Source organism: Aggregatibacter actinomycetemcomitans DSM 8324, from assembly GCF_000372365.1.
GTDB lineage: Bacteria > Pseudomonadota > Gammaproteobacteria > Enterobacterales > Pasteurellaceae > Aggregatibacter > Aggregatibacter actinomycetemcomitans.
In genome coordinates this window covers 17,682-39,474 of the sequence record NZ_AQUU01000014.1, presented here as the reverse complement: position 1 = coordinate 39,474, position 21,793 = coordinate 17,682, and the positions used below count along the sequence as shown (strand labels likewise).

The 21,793-nt window shown below is 43.1% G+C and carries 24 protein-coding genes; 21 read left to right on the top strand and 3 right to left on the bottom strand.

Annotated features, from left to right (window positions below; translation table 11 throughout):
• Positions 1-2: 2 nt before the first annotated feature.
• Both cysE and A3CS_RS0108605 read left to right on the top strand, forming a co-directional pair.
• On the top strand, positions 3-800 hold the full coding sequence (gene cysE / locus A3CS_RS0108610) for a serine O-acetyltransferase (protein WP_005546312.1): 798 nt from the start codon (positions 3-5) through the stop codon (positions 798-800).
• A 199-nt stretch (positions 801-999) separates the two neighbouring features.
• Positions 1,000-1,404, top strand: coding sequence for a hypothetical protein (locus A3CS_RS0108605; protein ID WP_005566167.1), 405 nt, complete (start codon positions 1,000-1,002; stop codon positions 1,402-1,404).
• 37 nt (positions 1,405-1,441) lie between these two features.
• Here A3CS_RS0108605 and glpX read toward each other — a convergent pair whose 3' ends face one another.
• Positions 1,442-2,455 (bottom strand): class II fructose-bisphosphatase, encoded by a 1,014-nt coding sequence (gene glpX, locus A3CS_RS0108600; RefSeq protein WP_005546310.1) that lies wholly within the window; start codon positions 2,453-2,455, stop codon positions 1,442-1,444.
• Positions 2,456-2,650: 195 nt separating this feature from the next.
• On the opposite strand from glpX, the gene zapB reads away from it, so the two are divergent.
• The 3 genes from zapB to mnmG all read left to right on the top strand — a co-directional run bounded on the left by zapB (position 2,651) and on the right by mnmG (position 5,701).
• Positions 2,651-2,869: a cell division protein ZapB gene (gene zapB / locus A3CS_RS0108595; RefSeq protein ID WP_005539576.1), complete on the top strand. Its 219-nt coding sequence runs from the start codon at positions 2,651-2,653 to the stop codon at positions 2,867-2,869.
• 56 nt (positions 2,870-2,925) lie between these two features.
• Positions 2,926-3,369, top strand: coding sequence for an FMN-binding protein MioC (mioC, locus tag A3CS_RS0108590; protein WP_005546308.1), 444 nt, complete (start codon positions 2,926-2,928; stop codon positions 3,367-3,369).
• A 442-nt stretch (positions 3,370-3,811) separates the two neighbouring features.
• Positions 3,812-5,701 (top strand): tRNA uridine-5-carboxymethylaminomethyl(34) synthesis enzyme MnmG, encoded by a 1,890-nt coding sequence (gene mnmG / locus A3CS_RS0108580; RefSeq protein WP_019518411.1) that lies wholly within the window; start codon positions 3,812-3,814, stop codon positions 5,699-5,701.
• 271 nt (positions 5,702-5,972) lie between these two features.
• On the opposite strand, the gene A3CS_RS0108575 is transcribed toward mnmG, so the two are convergent.
• Positions 5,973-6,830, bottom strand: coding sequence for an SDR family oxidoreductase (locus tag A3CS_RS0108575; RefSeq protein WP_025298271.1), 858 nt, complete (start codon positions 6,828-6,830; stop codon positions 5,973-5,975).
• 151 nt (positions 6,831-6,981) lie between these two features.
• Here A3CS_RS0108575 and A3CS_RS0108570 point away from each other — a divergent pair, with 151 nt between their 5' ends.
• The 11 genes from A3CS_RS0108570 to A3CS_RS0108520 all read left to right on the top strand — a co-directional run bounded on the left by A3CS_RS0108570 (position 6,982) and on the right by A3CS_RS0108520 (position 15,011).
• Positions 6,982-7,344 carry a winged helix-turn-helix transcriptional regulator gene (locus A3CS_RS0108570; RefSeq protein WP_005546302.1) on the top strand — a complete coding sequence of 121 codons (363 nt, stop codon included), beginning with the start codon at positions 6,982-6,984 and terminating at the stop codon, positions 7,342-7,344.
• Between the two features lie 58 nt (positions 7,345-7,402).
• Positions 7,403-8,020, top strand: coding sequence for a 16S rRNA (guanine(527)-N(7))-methyltransferase RsmG (rsmG, locus tag A3CS_RS0108565; protein ID WP_005546299.1), 618 nt, complete (start codon positions 7,403-7,405; stop codon positions 8,018-8,020).
• A 111-nt stretch (positions 8,021-8,131) separates the two neighbouring features.
• On the top strand, positions 8,132-8,509 hold the full coding sequence (locus A3CS_RS0108560; RefSeq protein WP_005568543.1) for an ATP synthase subunit I: 378 nt from the start codon (positions 8,132-8,134) through the stop codon (positions 8,507-8,509).
• Positions 8,510-8,533: 24 nt separating this feature from the next.
• Entirely contained in the window at positions 8,534-9,322 is a 789-nt protein-coding gene (atpB, locus tag A3CS_RS0108555) for a F0F1 ATP synthase subunit A (protein ID WP_005546295.1), read from the top strand.
• A gap of 53 nt (positions 9,323-9,375) precedes the next feature.
• Positions 9,376-9,630 carry a F0F1 ATP synthase subunit C gene (gene atpE, locus A3CS_RS0108550; protein WP_005539567.1) on the top strand — a complete coding sequence of 85 codons (255 nt, stop codon included), beginning with the start codon at positions 9,376-9,378 and terminating at the stop codon, positions 9,628-9,630.
• 49 nt (positions 9,631-9,679) lie between these two features.
• Positions 9,680-10,150, top strand: a complete 471-nt coding sequence (gene atpF, locus A3CS_RS0108545) for a F0F1 ATP synthase subunit B (RefSeq protein WP_005555006.1) — start codon at positions 9,680-9,682, stop codon at positions 10,148-10,150.
• Between the two features lie 13 nt (positions 10,151-10,163).
• Positions 10,164-10,712, top strand: a complete 549-nt coding sequence (atpH, locus tag A3CS_RS0108540; protein ID WP_005546289.1) for a F0F1 ATP synthase subunit delta — start codon at positions 10,164-10,166, stop codon at positions 10,710-10,712.
• Between the two features lie 12 nt (positions 10,713-10,724).
• Positions 10,725-12,266: a F0F1 ATP synthase subunit alpha gene (gene atpA, locus A3CS_RS0108535; protein ID WP_005546287.1), complete on the top strand. Its 1,542-nt coding sequence runs from the start codon at positions 10,725-10,727 to the stop codon at positions 12,264-12,266.
• Between the two features lie 15 nt (positions 12,267-12,281).
• Positions 12,282-13,151: a F0F1 ATP synthase subunit gamma gene (gene atpG, locus A3CS_RS0108530; protein WP_005546285.1), complete on the top strand. Its 870-nt coding sequence runs from the start codon at positions 12,282-12,284 to the stop codon at positions 13,149-13,151.
• Positions 13,152-13,167: 16 nt separating this feature from the next.
• Positions 13,168-14,541, top strand: coding sequence for a F0F1 ATP synthase subunit beta (gene atpD / locus A3CS_RS0108525; RefSeq protein ID WP_005546283.1), 1,374 nt, complete (start codon positions 13,168-13,170; stop codon positions 14,539-14,541).
• A gap of 41 nt (positions 14,542-14,582) precedes the next feature.
• Positions 14,583-15,011, top strand: a complete 429-nt coding sequence (locus A3CS_RS0108520; protein ID WP_005546281.1) for a F0F1 ATP synthase subunit epsilon — start codon at positions 14,583-14,585, stop codon at positions 15,009-15,011.
• A gap of 60 nt (positions 15,012-15,071) precedes the next feature.
• Here the strand turns inward: A3CS_RS0108520 and A3CS_RS0108515 are convergent, their stop codons facing one another.
• On the bottom strand, positions 15,072-16,118 hold the full coding sequence (locus tag A3CS_RS0108515; protein ID WP_005546279.1) for an extracellular solute-binding protein: 1,047 nt from the start codon (positions 16,116-16,118) through the stop codon (positions 15,072-15,074).
• Positions 16,119-16,423: 305 nt separating this feature from the next.
• Between A3CS_RS0108515 and A3CS_RS0108510 the strand changes: the two genes are divergently transcribed.
• The 5 genes from A3CS_RS0108510 to A3CS_RS0108490 all read left to right on the top strand — a co-directional run bounded on the left by A3CS_RS0108510 (position 16,424) and on the right by A3CS_RS0108490 (position 21,787).
• Complete coding sequence (locus A3CS_RS0108510; RefSeq protein WP_005546278.1) at positions 16,424-18,565, top strand: type I restriction endonuclease; 2,142 nt, start codon at positions 16,424-16,426, stop codon at positions 18,563-18,565.
• 64 nt (positions 18,566-18,629) lie between these two features.
• Positions 18,630-19,412, top strand: coding sequence for a hypothetical protein (locus A3CS_RS1000000112310; protein ID WP_005568554.1), 783 nt, complete (start codon positions 18,630-18,632; stop codon positions 19,410-19,412).
• Positions 19,413-19,460: 48 nt separating this feature from the next.
• Positions 19,461-20,450, top strand: a complete 990-nt coding sequence (locus A3CS_RS0108500; protein WP_005546272.1) for a virulence RhuM family protein — start codon at positions 19,461-19,463, stop codon at positions 20,448-20,450.
• A 208-nt stretch (positions 20,451-20,658) separates the two neighbouring features.
• Positions 20,659-21,612, top strand: a complete 954-nt coding sequence (locus A3CS_RS0108495; protein ID WP_005574942.1) for a restriction endonuclease subunit S — start codon at positions 20,659-20,661, stop codon at positions 21,610-21,612.
• The gene (locus A3CS_RS0108490) at positions 21,593-21,787 is read left to right on the top strand and encodes a restriction endonuclease subunit S domain-containing protein (protein WP_005541724.1); all 195 of its coding nucleotides are present in this window, start codon (positions 21,593-21,595) and stop codon (positions 21,785-21,787) included. The genes A3CS_RS0108495 and A3CS_RS0108490 overlap by 20 nt, the downstream gene beginning before the upstream one ends.
• The last annotated feature ends 6 nt before the right edge of the window (positions 21,788-21,793 follow it).

The window sequence follows — 21,793 nt, the reverse complement described above, 5'->3', positions numbered from 1 at the left end:
TCATGTCGTTAGAAGTTTGGCAAAATATTCGTCAGGAAGCGAAACAGCTCGTCGATAACGAACCTATGCTTGCCAGTTTTTTTCATTCGACGATTTTAAAACATCACAATTTAGGCAGTGCATTAAGCTACATTTTAGCCAATAAATTAGCCAATACCATCATGCCCGCCATCGCGTTACGTGAAATCATCGAAGAAACCTATCAGGCAAAACCCGGCATTATCGAATGTGCCGCCTGCGACATCATGGCTGTGCGTCAGCGTGATCCGGCGGTTGAATTATTATCCACGCCGTTGCTTTATTTAAAAGGCTTTCACGCTTTACAAAGTTATCGCATCACCCATTATTTATGGCAACAAAATCGCAAAGCCCTGGCGATTTATCTGCAAAACCAAATTTCTGTCGCGTTTGACGTGGATATTCACCCCGCGGCAAAAATCGGACATGGTATTATGTTTGACCATGCCACCGGCATTGTAGTGGGTGAAACCTCGGTCATTGAAAATAATGTATCCATTTTACAAGGGGTTACCTTAGGCGGAACGGGAAAAGAATCCGGTGATCGGCATCCAAAAGTGCGCGAAGGCGTGATGATCGGCGCTGGTGCAAAAATTTTAGGCAACATTGAAATCGGAAAATATGCTAAAATTGGTTCCAATTCCGTAGTGTTGCAACCAGTGCCGGAATATGCCACCGCAGCGGGCGTACCTGCACGAATCATTGGTAAAGATAAAGATGCCAAACCGGCGTTCGATATGAACCAAAACTTTATTGATCTTGGTATGGAACTGAATATCTGATTTCCATTATTAAATCAAAAACACCATAAAAATTACTCACAATCGAATCAAGTTCGATTGTTCGCCCCGATGGGGCCGTTGGCTTTGCCAACGTTCAAAATCCGTTGAATTTTATAACCGCACTTTAGGCGTATTAAGGTGCGGTTAGTTTTTTTGTTATTTTTAAACTTAAAAACCAATTTTAACCGAATGACTTATAATGCAAAATCAATCTCTATTTTCAAATAGAAAATTTCTATTTGCCCTTTTTATCAGTTTATTTTTTGTTTTTTCCTGCGGAAATAATACAGATAAATTAGAAGATAAATATCTTGGCGAAATACAAACGAATAGTGAATACCGCTATGTCATCGATATTGATAAATTAGCCAACGGAAAGGCTATTGAAACTTCGGTAAAAATAGCGATTTCACCGGAAAATTCGGGAATAACAGTAAGATACCTGTTCAATGAACAGGCTAATTTAACGCAAAACCTTGTGATAATTGAAGGAAAACCGCAACTTCAGGGCGATATTTATATAGACCTTCAATGGGGAATCTATGGAAATATGAGTTATTCGCCGAAATTATTTAAAAAGCGATATTCACTCAAAGTAAAATAAATAAAAGCCGGTTTAATTACCGGCTTTATTTTTATAATTAAGCATTAATTAAACGATAAAGTACGGTGTCTTTTCGGTCTAAATAATGGGTGGATTGAATACGACGAATGGTTCTGGATTTACCACGAATTAATAAAGTTTCCGTTGTCGCCAAATTACCTTTGCGGTGGATACCTTTTAATAAATCGCCATTGGTAATGCCCGTTGCAGCAAACACCAAATTATCATCACGCACCAATTGCTCCAATTGCAACACGCTGTTCACTTCCACACCCATTTCCTGACAACGGCGAACTTCCTCCGCAGCCAAAGCGTTATTTTCCGGCGTGTTGCCTTTCACCTGATCACGTGGCAGCAAACGAACCTGCATATCACCGCCCAGTGCGCGAATGGCAGCTGCCGCCACAACACCTTCCGGCGTACCACCAATACCATAAACCATGTCTACTTCCGCTTCCGGCAAACAACATAAAACGGAAGCGGTAACATCGCCGTCAGGAATGGTAAATACGCGTACGCCCAACTCGTGCATTTTTTCAATCACCGCGCTATGACGGGGTTTATCCAAGACCATGACGCTTAAATCGGAGAGTAATTTGCCTAATTTAGAGGCAACGCGGCGTAAATTTTGTTCAATAGGTAAATTTAAATCAATCAAGCCTTTTACTTCCGGGCCGACCACCAGTTTTTCCATGTACATATCCGGCGCTTTTAAAAAGGTATTTTTACCGCCCGCAGCCAACACAGAAATGGCATTAGACTGTCCCATTGCCGTCATTCGCGTACCGTCAATAGGATCAACGGCAATGGACACCAGCTCACCCATGCCCGAACCGACTTTTTCACCGATATACAACATCGGTGCCTGATCAATTTCCCCTTCACCAATCACTATTTCCGCATCCATATGAATTAAGTTCAGCATATAACGCATGGCTTTCACCGCCGCATCATCCGCTGCATTTTTATCCCCGCGCCCCAACCAGGCAAAACCGGCTAACGCGGCAACTTCCGTAACTCTTGAAAATTCAATAGCTAATGCTCTGTTCATAATGTATCCCTTAAAATAAAAATGTGAAATAGGTCTATTTTAGCACTAAGCAAACGATTGCATACTAAAATTTAAGAGAAAATTTTAACTAAAAGAATTAATTAGCAGATAATGCGATTCTTTGCTTTAAAAAAGACGATTAAGTAAGGTAAAATATTGCTACTTTACATCCATTTGTTTTAGAGGAAATTACTTATGTCACTAGAAATTCTAGACCAGTTAGAAAACAAGATTAAACAAGCTGTCGAAACCATTCAGTTGCTTCAATTGGAAGTGGATGAATTAAGAGAAAAAAGCAGCAGAGCACAACAAGAAAATGATGCACTACGCGGTGAAAACGAACAATTAAGAGGCGAACACCAAAATATTCAAGAACGTTTACGTTCACTTTTAGGTATCACCGACAGCATCTAACTATTTATTTTTAAACAAAGGCTTAGTTTATCTAAGCCTTCTTTTTAGGAGAGAAAATGCAGCCTAAAATTTGCTTAATTACCGGCAGCACATTAGGTGGCGCCGAATATGTTGCCGAACACTTGGAAGGCATATTACAACAGCAGGGTTTCAGCACCGCACTTCTGCACGGACCCTCTTTAGACGAAGTTATTAACGAAAAACTATGGTTAGTGGTCACCTCCACCCACGGCGCCGGCGAATTACCGGATAACCTAAAACCGCTATTTGATGAACTCAAAACCGGTGATGCGGATCTTTCAGAGTTACGATTTGCCGTCATCGGCTTGGGCAATTCCGACTATGATACCTTCTGTTTTGCGGTGGATACGGTAGAACAGACCTTGCAGGCAAAAAGTGCGGTCAAAATTATCGACGCTTTGCGTATTGATGTCTTAACGGAAACCGATCAGGAACAATGTGCGGAAGACTGGCTGCCTAACTTTCTGCACCATCTTTAATCCTTTTGTTCAAAATAAAATCAGTCATTTTCTAAAACCTCTTGTGGATAACTTCACATAAAATTGTGAAAAATCTGTTTTTATAACACGAATAAATTTTACAAAAGATCCAACTGTGGATAAATAACAGAGTTATACACAAGAAATTTTAGGAGGATCGGTAAGATCTTAACAACTTGTAGCATGATCCATCTCCTTCATTTACAACATAAAAAAGATCTTATCCAAGGTTTTCGTCGATCTTAATTATAGTAATAATAAACTTTATATATAGATAAAGATCTTATTACTTATTAACGTCGGATCCTTTCTTCAGATCCCGTCTTCTATTCCTCTCAAACTGACCTTTTATCCACACGGGATTTTCAGTAGAATAGCAGCCAATTTTTTTAAAGGATCAGATGATCCGTTACAGAATGCAAAAAAGAGATAAAAAATAATCATGTTTTATACAGAAATCTATGATGTCATCGTAATCGGTGGCGGTCATGCAGGAACCGAAGCCGCCTTGGCACCTGCGCGCATGGGGTTAAAAACCCTGTTGCTTACCCATAATATCGATACTTTAGGGCAAATTTCTTGTAACCCGGCGATTGGTGGGATCGGAAAAGGGCATTTGGTCAAAGAAATTGATGCCATGGGCGGTTTAATGGCAACCGCAGCAGATAAGGCGGGTATTCAATTTCGCACCTTAAATAGCAGCAAAGGTCCTGCCGTACGCGCTACTCGCGCACAAACGGATCGCGTGTTATATCGCCAAGCGGTCAGAATCGCATTGGAAAATCAACCGAATTTGGATATTTTCCAACAAGAAGCCACAGATATTTTAATCGAACAGGATCGCGCCACGGGTGTGGTCACCAAAATGGGGCTAAAATTTCACGCCAAAGCGGTGATTCTCACTGCCGGCACTTTCCTCGCCGGCAAGATCCATATTGGTTTGGAAAATTATACCGGCGGGCGTGCAGGTGATCCTGCTTCCGTCACATTAGCCCAGCGTTTGCGCGATCTCAATTTACGGGTGGATCGCTTAAAAACCGGTACACCACCGCGTATTGATGCGCGTACGATCAATTTTGATGTGCTTGCTAAACAACATGGCGATGCCGTATTGCCAGTGTTCTCGTTTATGGGATCTGTTTCCGATCACCCACAACAAATTCCTTGTTATATCACCCATACTAACGAGCAAACTCATGACGTGATCCGCAATAATTTGGATCGCAGCCCAATGTACACCGGTGTGATTGAAGGCATCGGTCCACGTTACTGTCCGTCTATTGAAGATAAAGTGATGCGTTTTGCGGATCGCAATTCTCATCAGATTTACCTTGAACCGGAAGGCTTAACCAGTAATGAAATTTATCCGAACGGAATCTCCACCAGTTTGCCGTTTGATGTGCAAATGGGGATCGTGAATTCCATGAAAGGTTTGGAAAAGGCACGAATCGTCAAACCGGGTTACGCCATTGAATACGATTATTTTGATCCGCGTGATCTCAAACCGACCTTAGAAACCAAAGCGATCTCCGGTTTATTCTTTGCCGGTCAAATTAACGGCACAACCGGTTATGAAGAAGCAGCGGCACAAGGTTTACTTGCCGGGATCAACGCCGGGCTTTATGTGCAGGAAAAAGATGCCTGGTTCCCACGTCGTGATCAGGCTTATATTGGTGTGTTGGTGGATGATCTTTGCACCCTTGGTACTAAAGAACCATATCGCGTGTTTACTTCCCGTGCGGAATATCGCTTGTTGTTACGTGAAGATAACGCCGATATTCGTTTAACGCCGATTGCGCACGAATTAGGTTTAATTGATGAAGCGCGTTGGGCGCGTTTTAATCAAAAAATGGAAAATATTGAGCTTGAACGCCAACGTTTACGCAGCATTTGGTTGCACCCGCGTTCAGAATATTTGGAAGAAGCGAATAAAGTGTTGGGTAGTCCATTGGTGCGCGAAGCCAACGGTGAAGATTTATTGCGTCGCCCGGAAATGAACTATGAGATTTTAACTTCTTTGACGCCTTATCAACCAGCAATGGAAGATAAAGAAGCAGTGGAACAAGTGGAAATTGCTATTAAATATCAAGGTTATATTGAACATCAAGAAGAAGAAATTGAAAAACAAAAACGCCACGAAAACACAGCGATTCCTGCACAGTTTGATTATGCTAAAGTCTCCGGTTTATCAAACGAAGTACGTGCTAAGTTAGAACAACATCGTCCGGTGTCTATCGGGCAAGCAAGCCGTATTTCCGGCATCACGCCAGCAGCTATTTCCATCATTTTAGTGAACTTGAAAAAACAAGGGATGTTAAAGCGTGGGGAGTAATCTAGTAATCTTTCCCTCTCGCTAAAAAACAAAAAAGTGCGGTCGATTTTGACCGCACTTTTTTATCACTAACCCAATAATTCCTGATAAATCCTCAAATCCATGTCTTTAAATACATTAAGCACCATATACATTTCCGGGTTATCTCGCCTTATAAGAAGTAAATGTGCGGGGCGATGAGGTGAGATCGGCTAAGCCTATCACGCATTTTTGCCAGCCTAAGGTTAAAAACCGAGGATAGCGAATATCCTCGGTTAAGCATCAAACCTTGTTATGGTAAAAGTTGCAATGCCTGTTGCACTGCCACATCTAATCTTGTGGTTGGGCGACCGATTAATTTTTCAAGGGTTTTATCCTCTGAGAATAATGCACCGTTTGATGCGTCTACATCACATTCTGCAGTTAACCTTGCAAAATCTTCAGGCAAGCCTGCTTTTATAAGTGCTGCTGAATAATCTGCGGCAGGAAGATCGACATAGGGAATGTCTTTGCCTGTTTGTTTACTGATTTCTGCGGCTAAATCCGCTAATGTCCAACTAGTTGAGCCGGCAAGTTCGTAAGTTTGGTTGTCGTGACCTTCGCCTAATGTCACATTTACCGCGGCTTCAGCAAGTTCTGCACGAAGGGCGGATGAAATACGTCCTTCTTTTGCAGAACCGTAGAAAGCGTTATTTTCCAATGCTGCAGGAATAGAGGCGGTATGGTTTTCGGTGTACCAGCCGTTGCGTAGAATGGTGTAAGTAATACCTGATGCTTTTAATGCAGCTTCGGTTTGTACATATTCATCTGATAATAAACGTACATTGTTTTCTTTGTTAACATTGATAAAACTAATATAGATGATACGCTTCACGCCTGCTTTTTTGGCTGATTCAATGACATTATTGTGTTGTACGAAACGTTGCCCGATTTCATTGCTTGATACTAGAATTAAAGTGTCTATGCCTCGTAGTGCTTCTACTTGACCTTCCACTTTTAAATAGTCAAATTTGCGGGCTTGCGCACCTGAAATTTTTTCCGGAGAACGCACAAGGGCGATAACGTTGACGCTTTTTGCTTTTAATAAATCTAATGCGATAGCACCGAATTGACCTGTTGCACCTGTAATGGCGATAGTTTTGTTTATTATGTTGTTTTCCTCCTGGTATTGGGATGGTTGACCGTATTATTCAATAGCAACTATAATTACATTACTTACTTTTGAGAAGTACTTACATAAACGTAAGTTTTGGAATAAATTTAAATTTATTTTTAATAAATTGATTTTTAAGGAAATAAAAATGGAAAATATTTTTGAACGTGGCAATGTTTTGGCTTCAGATTGTCCTTCACGCCAAATTTTACAGCATTTAACCAACCGTTGGGGCGTTTTGGTGTTGGTGAGTCTGTATTCCGGTACCAAACGTTTTAGCGAATTGCGTCGCGCCATTGACGGTGTGAGTGAGCGAATGCTGACGAAGACCTTACAAGAATTGGAAGCGGACGGTATGTTAGTTCGCAAATCCTATAACACAGTGCCGCCGCAAGTGGATTACACGCTGACGGAATTTGGTTCGGAGGCGTCAAGTAAAATGTTTGAATTGGTGGATTGGCTGGAAACGAATTTAACCGGGATTTTGCAGCAACAGGCGAAAAATGCATAGAATACTGACCGCACTTTCAAGTAGAATGTGCGGTGTTCCTAAAGAGAGTATCTCATCAATGAAAGCTAAATTAGATAGCCTCCTTGCACAAGCGAAGATTCAACCAAACGATCAACAAAAACAGCAATTGATCGACTTCGTCAATTTATTAAACAAATGGAATAAAGCCTATAATTTAACCTCCGTGCGCGATCCGCAAGACATGTTGGTGAAACATATTTTGGATAGCCTCGTGGTTAGCCCTCATTTACAAGGTGATCGTTTTATTGATGTAGGTACCGGTCCTGGCTTGCCCGGCTTGCCGTTGGCGATCATTAACCCTGATAAGCAGTTTGTACTGTTGGATAGCCTGGGCAAGCGTATCAGCTTTATTCGTAATGCGGTTCGTGAGTTGGGACTAACAAACGTTAAGCCTGTTCTAAGCCGTGTGGAAGAATATCAACCGGAAGAAAAATTCGACGGCGTATTAAGCCGCGCTTTTGCTTCCTTAAAAGACATGACAGAATGGTGCTGGCATTTACCCAAACCTGATGGTATGTTTTATGCGTTAAAAGGTATTTATCAGCAGGAAGAAGCACAAAATTTAAGTGATCAATTTCAGATTGAAAATGTGATTTCTATTGAGGTTCCAACACTTATCGGTGAACGCCATTTAATACTTTTGACTAAAAAGTAAAATTTCTGTTAACTATCTTTTATTGTAGTTCATTTACCACTTTTTGAGTGCTTTTGAGTTGAATCTCATTTTTTCAAGGGTATAATTGCTCCGTTTTAAGGTTTAAAAGTTATGTCCAGAGTTTTAGCACAAGCCCGAGCCAAATATAAAAAATCCATTTACATTGAATTTTTCGTCGGTCTTGTTTTGAGCTCTATTATTGCGTTGTTAGCCAATACCCAAAGTGCGGTTGATTTCTGCTTAGGATTTTTTGCCGCGTTCATACCTTTTTTTATCTTTGTGTATGTTGTTTTTTATCGCAATCAGGATTTATCAAAAAAATTAACCGCACTTTATCGTGGTGAAGCCATTAAATTCGTATTGACGATTCTACTGATTATTTTTTCGTTCAAATGGCTTTCGGTAACATATTTTATTGTTTTCTTTACAGGTTTTTTTACAGCATTAATGCTAAATAATATTATCCCATTTCTGCTGAATAGGTCTTAAGTTTTATTTTACAAAGGGTTAACTATGTCTGAACAAACAACTTCAGAATATATCGGTCACCACTTATCTTTCCTTAAAACGGGGGACGGTTTCTGGAATATTCACGTTGATACCTTATTTTTCTCTATTCTGTCCGCCGTTATTTTCCTTTTCATTTTCAGACGGGTTGCTAAAAAGGCAACGCCGGGTGTACCGGGAAAATTACAATGTCTGGTGGAAATCCTGGTAGGTTGGGTTAATGGCATCGTTAAAGAAAATTTCCATGGTCCGCGCGAGGTGGTGGCACCGATTGCCCTGACCATTTTCTGTTGGGTATTCATTATGAATGCCATCGACTTAATCCCTGTTGATTTCCTTCCGCAACTTGCCGGATTATTCGGTATTCACTATTTAAGAGCCGTCCCTACGGCAGATATTAGCGCTACTTTGGGGATGTCGATTTGCGTCTTCTTCCTGATTCTTTTCTATACGGTTAAATCCAAAGGGGTTAGCGGTTTAGTTAAGGAATATACCTTACATCCGTTTAATTACTGGGCATTTATCCCTGTTAACTTTATTCTCGAAACTGTTACTTTACTGGCTAAACCGATTTCTCTCGGCTTCCGTTTGTTCGGTAACATGTATGCGGGCGAATTAATCTTTATTCTTATTGCCGTTATGTATTCCGCCAATATGGCGATTGCGGCACTGGGAATTCCATTACACCTTGCTTGGGCGATTTTCCATATTTTGGTTATCACGTTACAAGCATTCATTTTTATGATGTTGACGGTGGTTTATTTGAGTATTGCTTATAACAAAGCAGAACATTAATTTTTTATTAACCGGCTCTAGGGCTAAAAACTTAACTTCTATTGGAGAACATTATGGAAACTGTAATTACAGCTACAATTATCGGTGCATCTATCCTTCTTGCATTCGCTGCATTGGGCACGGCAATCGGCTTTGCTATCTTAGGCGGTAAATTCTTAGAATCATCCGCCCGTCAGCCGGAACTAGCTTCAAGCCTACAAACTAAAATGTTTATCGTGGCAGGTCTTTTAGATGCGATTGCGATGATTGCAGTTGGTATTTCTTTACTTTTCATTTTTGCAAACCCATTCATCGGTTTATTACAATAATCACCTTATTTGCTTATCAACGTGAAGCAGGCAGATTAAGGAGGACGTTGTGAATTTAAATGCAACATTAATTGGTCAACTCATTTCATTCGCACTTTTTGTGTGGTTCTGTATGAAATTTGTTTGGCCGCCAATTATTAAGGCAATTGAAACGCGTCAAAGCCAAATTGCAAATGCTTTAGCTTCGGCGGAAGTGGCAAAAAAAGAACAGGCGGATACCAAAGCCCTTGTTGAACAAGAAATTTCTAAAGCCAAAATTCAGGCACAAGAAATTTTGGATGATGCCAATAAACGTCGTAACGAAGTATTGGACGAAGTTAAAAACGAAGCTGAAGAACTTAAAGCGAAAATTATTGAACAAGGCTATGCGGAAGTGGAAGCCGAGCGTAAGCGTGTTCAGGAAGAATTGCGTGTTAAAGTGGCGTCTTTGGCTGTTGCCGGTGCAGAAAAAATTGTGGGTCGTTCTATTGATGAAGCGGCAAACAATGACATTATTGATAAATTAGTTGCAGAACTATAAGAAGGTTGAGCTTATGTCAGAATTAACTACCATAGCTCGCCCTTATGCAAAAGCAGCATTTGATTTTGCCGTAGAACAGCGTTCGGTTGATAAAAGTGCGGTGGGAAAATGGGGAGAAATGTTAGGTTTTCTTGCTGAAGTCGTTGAAAATGACACCATGAAAGATTTCTTAACAAGCTCTTTTTCGGCACAAAAACTGGCGGATACGGTGATCGCAATTTGTGGTGAACAAATAAATCAATATGGGCAAAATTTGATTCGGTTAATGGCTGAAAATAAGCGTTTAACTGTCCTTCCGGCAGTATTCAAAGAATTCCGGCATTATGTTGAGGAATATAACGCAATTACGGAAGTTCAGGTCACCTCAGCTCAACCATTAAGTGTCGCGCAACAAGAAAAAATTGCTGCCGCAATGGAAAAGAAATTAGCCCGTAAAATTAAGTTAAATTGCAACATTGATAACTCACTGATTGCCGGAGTTATCATTCGTACAGATGATTTTGTGATTGACGGAAGTAGCCGTGGGCAACTTACCCGTCTGGCAAATGAGTTGCAATTATAAGAGGATTAGAAGATGCAACTAAATTCAACTGAAATTAGTGAATTAATAAAAAAACGCATTGCCCAGTTTAATGTAGAAAGCGAAGCGCGTAATACGGGAACAATCGTTTCAGTCAGCGATGGTATCATTCGTATTCACGGTTTAAGTGAAGTGATGCAAGGTGAGATGATTGCATTACCGGGAAATCGCTACGCAATGGCATTAAACTTAGAAAGAGATTCTGTTGGTGCAGTGGTAATGGGGCCTTATGCCGATCTTGCAGAAGGCATGGAAGTCCAATGTACCGGCCGTATTCTTGAAGTGCCTGTAGGTCGCGGTTTATTAGGTCGTGTGGTAAATACCCTTGGTCAACCGATTGACGGCAAAGGTGAAATTGAAAATGACGGTTTTTCTCCAATTGAAGTCATTGCACCGGGTGTAATTGAACGTAAGTCCGTTGATCAACCTGTTCAAACCGGTTATAAAGCCGTTGACTCCATGGTACCAATCGGTCGTGGACAACGTGAGTTAATTATCGGTGACCGTCAAACCGGTAAAACCGCATTGGCTATCGATACTATCATCAACCAACGTAATTCCGGTATTAAATGTATCTATGTTGCAATCGGTCAAAAAGCATCAACCATTGCCAATGTGGTACGTAAATTAGAAGAACACGGCGCATTAGCCAACACTATCGTGGTTGCTGCTTCTGCTTCCGAATCTGCCGCATTACAATATTTAGCGCCTTATGCCGGTTGTGCAATGGGTGAATATTTCCGCGATCGTGGTGAAGATGCATTAATCGTTTACGATGACCTTTCCAAACAAGCGGTGGCTTATCGTCAAATTTCCTTGTTATTACGTCGTCCGCCGGGTCGTGAAGCTTATCCGGGTGACGTATTCTACCTACACTCACGTTTACTTGAACGTGCCTCTCGTGTAAATGAAGAATATGTAGAAAAATTCACTAACGGTGAAGTTAAAGGTAAAACCGGTTCTTTAACCGCACTTCCGATTATCGAAACACAAGCGGGTGACGTTTCCGCCTTCGTTCCAACCAACGTAATTTCGATTACTGACGGTCAGATTTTCTTGGAATCCAACCTATTTAACTCCGGCATTCGTCCTGCGGTAAACCCGGGTATTTCCGTTTCCCGTGTAGGTGGTTCGGCACAAACTAAAGTCATCAAAAAATTAGCCGGTGGTATTCGTACCGCACTTGCCCAATATCGTGAATTAGCGGCGTTTGCACAGTTTGCATCCGATCTTGATGATGCAACCCGTAAACAACTTTCTCACGGTGAAAAAGTAACTGAATTGCTAAAACAAAAACAATTTGCGCCGCTTTCGGTTGCGGAACAGGCTGTTGTGTTATTTGCTGTTGAGTTCGGTTATTTGGAAGATGTGGAGTTATCAAAAATAGCAAGTTTTGAGACCGCACTTTTAGATTATGCAAATCGTAATTATGCCGAGTTTATGCAAGAACTAACCAAAACCGGTAACTATAATGACGAAATCAAAGATACGTTAAAAGGTATTTTAGATAGTTTTAAAGCTAACAGTGCTTGGTAGTAACGGAGAAACAAGATGGCAGGTGCAAAAGAGATAAAAACCAAAATTGCCAGCGTGCAGAGTACGCAGAAAATCACCAAGGCAATGGAAATGGTTGCAACCTCGAAAATGCGTAAAACGCAGGACCGTATGGCGGCATCTCGTCCGTATTCTGAAACTATCCGTAATGTTATCAGTCATGTGTCTAAAGCCAGTATCGGTTACAAACACCCGTTCTTAGTGGAACGTGAAGTGAAAAATGTCGGCATTTTAGTTATTTCTACCGATCGTGGAATGTGCGGTGGTTTAAACGTTAATTTGTTTAAAGCCACGCTTAACCAAATTAAGGACTGGAAAGCGCAGAATGCCGCTACCGTACTTGGTTTAATCGGTTCTAAAGGGATTAGTTTTTTCCGTTCTCTTGGCTTTAATGTCAAAGGACAACTTTCCGGTTTGGGCGATAACCCGGCTTTGGAAGAATTAATTGGTGTGGCGAATGCCATGTTTGATGCTTATCGTAATGGTGAAATTGATGCGATTTATATTGCGTACAATAAATTCATTAATACGATGTCGCAAAAACCGGTTATACAACAATTAGTTCCTTTACCGGAAATGGAAAACGATCACCTAAGCGAAAGACAACAGGCATGGGATTATATTTATGAACCTGATCCAAAAGTATTATTAGACAGTCTTTTAGTTCGTTATTTAGAATCTCAGGTTTATCAAGCGGTTGTAGATAATTTAGCTTCAGAACAAGCGGCTCGAATGGTAGCGATGAAAGCAGCAACGGATAACGCAGGTAATTTAATTAATGACTTGCGGTTGGTGTATAACAAAGCTCGTCAAGCAAGTATCACAAATGAATTAAATGAAATTGTTGCCGGCGCGGCAGCGATTTAGTAGAAGAGGAACGGTAATGGCGACAGGTAAAATTGTACAAATCATCGGTGCGGTGATTGACGTCGAATTTCCACAAGATGCAGTACCAAAAGTTTATGATGCATTAAAAGTTGAAACAGGTTTAACCCTTGAAGTTCAACAACAATTAGGCGGTGGTGTGGTACGTTGTATCGCACTGGGTGCCTCCGACGGTTTAAAACGCGGTTTGAAAGTAGAAAATACCAATGACCCGATTCAAGTACCGGTAGGCACAAAAACCCTTGGTCGTATTATGAACGTATTGGGCGAACCAATCGATGAACAAGGTCCAATCGGTGAAGAAGAACGTTGGTCAATCCACCGTTCGGCACCAAGCTATGAAGAACAATCCAACAGTACCGAATTATTAGAAACCGGTATTAAAGTTATCGACTTAATTTGCCCATTCGCGAAAGGGGGTAAAGTCGGTTTATTCGGTGGTGCGGGTGTAGGTAAAACCGTAAATATGATGGAATTAATCCGTAATATTGCTATTGAGCACTCAGGTTATTCCGTATTCGCCGGTGTAGGTGAACGTACCCGTGAAGGTAACGACTTCTACCACGAAATGAAAGATTCCAATGTATTGGATAAAGTATCTCTGGTTTATGGTCAAATGAATGAACCACCGGGTAACCGTTTACGTGTTGCCTTAACCGGTTTGACTATGGCGGAAAAATTCCGTGATGAAGGTCGTGACGTATTATTCTTTGTGGATAATATCTATCGTTATACCCTTGCCGGTACCGAAGTATCCGCCCTTTTAGGTCGTATGCCGTCAGCGGTAGGTTATCAACCGACACTTGCGGAAGAAATGGGTGTGTTACAAGAACGTATCACCTCAACCAAAACCGGTTCTATCACCTCCGTACAAGCGGTTTATGTTCCTGCGGATGACTTAACCGACCCGTCTCCGGCAACTACCTTTGCGCACTTAGATTCCACCGTCGTATTGAGTCGTCAAATTGCGTCTTTGGGGATTTATCCGGCGGTTGACCCGTTAGATTCTACATCCCGTCAATTGGATCCGTTGGTTGTCGGTCAAGAACACTATAATGTCGCTCGTGGCGTCCAAGGTATCTTGCAACGTTACAAAGAATTGAAAGACATCATCGCAATTCTTGGTATGGATGAATTATCCGAAGAAGATAAATTAGTGGTAGCGCGCGCGCGTAAAATCGAACGTTTCTTATCACAACCATTCTTTGTTGCTGAAGTCTTTACAGGTTCACCGGGTAAGTATGTTCCGTTAAAAGAAACTATTCGCGGCTTTAAAGGTATTTTAAGCGGTGAGTACGACCATATTCCGGAACAGGCGTTCTATATGGTCGGTTCTATCGACGAAGCGCTAGAAAAAGCCAAAAATATGTAATCACTTCAAGCTGATGCATATCAAACTTGAAGGAGAAAAACATGGCAACATTTAATTTAACAGTGGTAAGTGCAGAACAACAAATCTTTTCCGGCAATGTGAAAAGCGTTCAAGCAACTGGTATTGAAGGCGAGCTCGGTGTTTTACCGGGTCATGCCCCGTTACTAACGGCAATCAAGCCGGGTATTGTTAAGCTGACGTTGGAAAATGATAGCGAGGAAGTTATCTACGTTTCCGGTGGTTTCTTAGAAGTACAACCGACAGCGGTTATTGTCCTTGCGGATATCGCTATTCGAGGCCAAGAACTTGACAGCGAACGCATTATTGCTGCGAAGAAACGTGCTGAAGAAAACATTCGTCAGCATCACCACGATGCAGATTACGAAGTATTAATGTCCAAACTTTCTAAAGAATTGGCAAAACTTCGTGCTTATGAACTGACAGAACAATTAGTCAAATCTAAGCGCTGATTTTATCGGTAATCATGAAAAGTGCGGTGAAAAACCACCGCACTTTTTTATTATCCCTAATTAATTCGTTTTCAACTTATTCCAATATTTTTCATAAATATCAATGGCGTTACCTACGTCACCTTGAATAATGCCTTTTTTCACTTGTTCCTCCGGCGGGAATAAGGTCGGGTTGTTTGCCATTTCCGGTGAGATTAAGGCTTTTACGCCGTTGTTTGGCATGGAATAGCCCAAGCGTTCCAAAACCACTTTGGCATTTTCCGGACGTAGCAGGAAATTGATAAATTTATAGGCGTTTTCGACGTTTTTCGCGCTTTTCGGAATAGCGTAGTTATCCATCCAGAAAATTGCGCCTTCTTTCGGATAGACGAACTGAATGTTTTCGTTTTCACGGTGTGCCATGTAGGCGGAACCGTTCCAAATCATGCCTAGTGCTACTTCGCCCTGCACATAAGGCACTTCCGGCGAGTCGGAGTTAAAAACGGCGACGTTCGGCAATAATTTTTCCAACCGTTCGTAAGCAGCTTTGATTTCGTCTTCGTTGGTGGTGTTCGGTGATTTTCCGTCCAACAATAACGCCACATGAAACACTTCGCGCGCATCACTAGTGAGCAACACTTTGCCTTTGTATTCCGGGTTCCACAAATCTGACCAGCTAGTGATTTTGCTGACGTCAACATCTTCCGAGTTCACGGCGATACCGGTTAAACCATACACATAAGGCAGGGAATAGTCGTTATTCGGGTCGAAATCTTTGTGCAATAAATTGTCCGGAATTTGTTTGAAATTGCTTAACTTGCCATGATCCAATTTTTGCAACATACCGTCTTGCACCATTTTGTTCACATAATAGCTGGACGGGAAAACCAAGTCATAACCGGCATTGTCGGAAATAAGCTTAAGTTTGGCATACATTTCTTCGTTGCTTTCAAAGGTGGAATAAATCACTTCAATGCCGGTCTCTTTGGTAAATTCGGCAATGAGATTGGAAGGCACGTAATCGGTCCAGTTATAAACGTAAAGTTTTTCTTGCGCAAAGGCAGTGATGGAAAGGAAAGTCAAGGCGAAACAAAGGGATTTTAATGTTTTTGCAAACAAGTTTTTCAATTTATTGTCCTCCGGAGCTAAAAATAGCGAGCGGTTAAATTTTATCAGCAAACTGAGTAAAAACTCGGCGGGCAGTATAGCAGATTTTAAGCGCTTGTCCCTTAGTTTTGTGAAAGCACTGCGCCGTTTTGCTCATAAAGTGCGGTGGGTTTTTTGATTATTTCTGATTTTCGAAATGGTTAAAATTTCCCTCTGTACTTTTCTTAAAACAAAGTTGTCTGGAAGATCGATAAGGTATAGATGATTTCGCCTGTGTAAAAATATTATATAATAGCCAACAAAAAGGTAATCAGTCAGGAAAAACCATGTTCCAAACCCACAACGAAAACTCCCGTGTCAAAATTCCCGCCGTATTGCACCTGATGCGACTGGGCTACCGCTATCTTTCGCTAAAAACCGCAACATGGGATAGGCAGACCAACATCTTTCCCGACATCTTCACCGAAAGCCTGTGCCGCATCAATGCGGGACTATCCGAAGACGACGCGCGCCGCCTGCTGACCGACATCACCATCGAGCTGGACAACGAAGACTTGGGACGGCAATTTTACGAACGCCTCATCAGCCGCTCCGGCATCAAGCTGATCGATTTCCAAAATTTCGACAACAACCGCTTCCATGTCGTAACCGAACTGCCCTGCATCAACGGCGACGAAGAATTCCGCCCGGACATCACCCTGCTGGTAAACGGCATGCCGTTGATATTTGTCGAAGTTAAAAAGCCCAATAACAAAGGCGGTATAGGCGCAGAACGCGAGCGGATGGCAAAGCGCGCGCAAAATCCCAAATTCCGCCGCTTTATCAACATCACCCAATTCATGATTTTTTCCAACAACATGGAATACGACGACGGCGCGACCGAGCCGGTGCAGGGCGCATTCTACTCCTCATCCGCCTATGGCAGCCCCGCTTTCAACTATTTCCGCGAAGAACATAAGCTCAACCTTGCCGAACTTTTAAACACCCTTTCAGACGACCTTGAAAACACCGTCCTGCAAGACAACAACCTGTCCGTCATCAAACATAACCCCGAATTTATCAGCAACAAATCCCCCGACACGCCTACCAACCGAATCCTGACCTCGCTGCTGTGCCGCGACCGCCTCGCCTTTCTCCTGCAATACGGCTTTGCATACGTCGAAACACAAAACGGCATAAAAAAACACATCATGCGCTATCCGCAGCTTTTCGCCGCCTACGCCACCGAAAAACACCTGACCAACGGCGGCAAAAAAGGCGTCATCTGGCACACCCAAGGCTCCGGCAAAACCGCGCTCGCCTACTACAGCACCCGCTATCTAACCCGCTATTACGCCAAACAAGGTATCGTGCCAAAATTCTATTTCATCGTGGACAGGCTCGACCTCTTGAAACAGGCGCAGCAGGAATTCACCGCCCGTGACCTCATCGTCCACACCATCGACAGCCGCGAAGCCTTCGCCGCCGACATCAAATCCGCCCAAACCCTGCACAACCATTCCGGCAAAGCGGAAATCACCGTCGTCAACATCCAAAAATTCAAAGACGACCCCGACGTCGTCACCAAAAGCGACTACGACCTGAGCATCCAGCGCGTCTATTTCCTCGACGAAGTACACCGCAGCTACAACCCCAAAGGTTCGTTTCTTGCCAACCTCAACCAGTCCGACGTAAACGCCGTCAAAATCGGGCTGACCGGCACGCCGCTTATCGGAGTAACCGCCGGCAGCGTCAACACCCGCGAACTCTTCGGCGACTACATCCACAAATATTATTACAACGCCTCCATCGCCGACAGCTACACCCTGCGCCTCATCCGCGAAGCCATCAGCAGCCAATACAAAGCCCAATTGCAGGCAACATTGGCGCAGCTTGAAATCGAAAAAGGCAGCATAGAGCGCAAAGCCATCTACGCCCATCCGCATTTCGTCCGCCCGATGCTCGACTACATCCTTGACGACTTTGCCAAATTCCGCAAAACCAACCAAGACGACAGCCTCGGCGCCATGATTATCTGCGACAGCGCAGAGCAGGCGCGGCAGATGTACGCCTATTTTCAGACGACCTCGGACCACAAGCTCACCGCCGCCCTGATACTGCACGACGTCGGCACCAAAGACGAGCGCGACCAATGGGTCAAAGACTTCAAAGCCAGCAAAACAGACCTCCTCTTCGTGTACAACATGCTGCTGACCGGCTTTGACGCCCCGCGCCTGAAAAAACTCTATTTGGGCAGACTCATCAAAGCCCACAACCTTTTACAGACCCTCACCCGCGTACAAACACTACCGCTACGGCTACGTCGTCGATTTCGCCGACATACAAAGCGAATTCGACAAAACCAACCGCGCCTATTGGGACGAACTAACCAACGAACTGGGCGACGAAATCGGCAGCTACAGCCAACTTTTCAAAACCGCCGAAGAAATCGAACAGGAAATCGCCGGCATCAAAGCCGCCCTCTTTGACTTCGACACCGAAAACGCCGAAGCCTTTTGCAGCCAAATCAACGAAATAAAAGACAAAACCCAGTTGCTCACCCTTAAAAAAGCCCTGCAAACCGCCAAAGAGCTGTACAACATCCTGCGCCTGCAAGGCGACTATGAATTTCTCGAGCATCTCGATTTTGACAAACTCAACCTCCTATACCGTGAAACCGCCGCCCGCATCGACACCCTGAACCTTGCCGAAAAACTGCAGCAGGGCGACACCGCACACCTGCTCAACGAAGCCTTGGAAGACATCTACTTCCAATTTGTCAAAACCGGCGAAGCCGAGCTCAAACTCGCCGACGACTTGAAAGACATCATGCGCAAAGTCCGCGAAGGGCTGGCGGGCAACTTCGACCAAGTAGACCCCGAATTCATCAGCCTGCGCGAAGAATTGGAACGCATCTTCAAGAAAAAGAACCTCGCCGAAGTCGGACAAGACGACATGAAAACCAACATCGGCATACTCGAAACCGTCTATGCCAAAATCAAAGAGCTCAACCGAAAAAACGACCTCCTGCGGCACAAATACGGCGGCGACGCAAAATACGCCCGCACCCACAAACGCCTGCTGGAAAATCCCGTCCTCTACGGCGACAAACAAAAAGTCTTCGACGCGCTCAACGGCGTCAAAACCGACGCCGACCAAAAAGTGCTGGATATGGCGCAGATTTTGGACAACCAGAATTACTTTGAAAAACAAATGCAGGGCATCGTCTTAAAACGCTTCCGCACAGAACAAAAATTCCCCGTTCAGCCCGCAGACATCCAAGTCATCAACCGCCTGCTGGTGCGCGAATATTTAAAAGAAAGCGGACGGATTTGAGGCGGCGGTTTTCAGGTAGTCTTAACTATTTATAAAAACAGGAAAACTATGCACGACAACGACATCATCATTTACACTACGGAAGACGGACTATCCGAATTCACCCTGCGCGAGCTTGACGGCGAACTGTGGCTGACCCAAAAAGAAATTGCCGAACTCTACCAAACCAGCAAACAAAACATCAGCAAGCACATTAAAACCATTTTTGACGAAAACGAAATGGACGAACAGGCAACTGTCAACTTTCAGTTGACAGTTCAAAATGAAAGCGGGCGGGAGGTAAGCCGAAAAATTGCCCTTTACCCCCTGTCCCTGATCATTGCCATCGGTTACCGCGTCCGCTCCACACGCGGCACACAATTCCGCCAATGGGCAACACGGACATTGGGCGAATACATCAGCAAAGGCTTCGTACTCAATGATGACCGCCTCAAAAACCCGCCCGTCGGCACAAGTCGCGCCGAAGATCAGTTTGAACAGCTGCTTAACCGCATCAGGGACATCCGTAGCAGCGAGCGGCGGATGTATCTGCGCGTGCGCGAAATCTTTGCAATGGCGGCGGATTACCAGCACAGCTTCAAAGAAACCAACGCATTTTTCAAAACCATACAAAATAAACTCCACTACGCTTGCACCCTGCATACCGCGCCCGAAATCATCTATCAGCGCGCAGATGCAGAAAAACCCAATATGGGGCTGACTCATTGGCGGGGGAAAGCCGATACAACCGTTGCCAAAAACTACCTGAACGAGGCAGAAATCGATGCCCTCAACCGCATTGTTTCCATGTGGCTGGACTTTGCCGAAGACCAGGCAACCCGGAAAAAACAAATATTCCTGCAAGACTGGACGGAAAAACTGGATGCCTTTCTTACCTTCAACGACCGCCGTGTGCTGCAAAACGCAGGCACAGTCAGCAAAACTCAGGCAGACGAAAAAGCCTGCATCGAATACGAAAAATTCGCCGCTGCACGCAGACTGGAAAAAGAACGCGAGGGCGAACGCCATATTGCCGAACTGCTGAACCTAAAGAAATAACAGGCATCAATGTAGGCTACTTGAAAAAGTGCGGTCGGATTTTGAAATGTTTTTCAAACGACCTTTATTGTAGGGTGGGCATTCCTGCCCACCGATAAACAACGACGGTTTCAGATGGTGGCTAAAAGCACACCTTACGATTGACTGAAAAAGTACGGTCGGATATTGAGAATATTTTCAGATGATCTTTGAAGAGAAATAAAATTTTATGAATGAATTACAAGATTGTATTTTAGGTGATTTGGTAGAGTTCCAACGTGGATATGATTTACCAAAAGATGCTTTTGTAAAAGGCGAATATCCTGTTCAATCTTCCAACGGAATTTTGGGTTATCACAATGAATATAAAGTTAAAGCGCCTGGAATTACGATTGGGAGAAGTGGAACAGTCGGTATTCCACATTTAATAACAAAAAACTTTTTTCCGCATAATACAGCATTGTATGTAAAAGATTTTAAGGGAAATAACGTCCAATATATTTATTACCTATTGAAAAATTTAAAATTAAATGAATATAAAACTGGTTCTGGTGTTCCAACCATGAACCGAAATCATCTGCATCCGTTAAAAATCAGAGCGTTCACCAACCTCAAAACCCAACAATCCATCGCCGCCGTTCTCTCTGCCTTGGATAAAAAAATCGCCCTGAACAAACAAATCAACGCGCGCTTGGAAGAGATGGCGAAAACCCTGTACGACTACTGGTTCGTGCAGTTCGACTTCCCCGACGCAAACGGCAAACCCTACAAATCCTCCGGCGGCGAAATGGTGTTTGACGAAACTCTGAAACGAGAAATTCCGAAGGGGTGGGAAGTGAAGAGTTTGGGAGATTGGGCTGAAATTAAAAAAGGGACTTTAATTACAGAAAAAACTGCTAATACCAATGGAGATATTAAAGTGATTTCGGCAGGATTGGATTTCTCTTATTATCACGATGTAGCTAATCGTCCAAAGAATACCATTACAATTAGTGCTTCGGGTGCAAACGCAGGTTTTGTTAATTTTTGGAGAGAACCGATTTTTGTCTGCGATTGTACAACTATTACAAATAGTGTTATTGGCAGCACATTATATATATTAAACTTTTTAAGAATTGTTCAAGATTTTATTTACCAACAAGCTAGAGGATCGGCGCAGCCCCATGTATCCAAAAGATATTGAAGGATTAAAAATAATTGTACCGCCTGATTTCCTTTTAAAGAGATTTAGTGAGTTTGTAGAAAATTGGAATTTAAAGATTGTAAATAGCGAAAAACAAAACCACCAGCTGACCCAACTACGCGATTTCCTGCTGCCCATGCTGATGAATGGGCAGGTAGCCGTGGCGGAAGAGTAGGTCGGG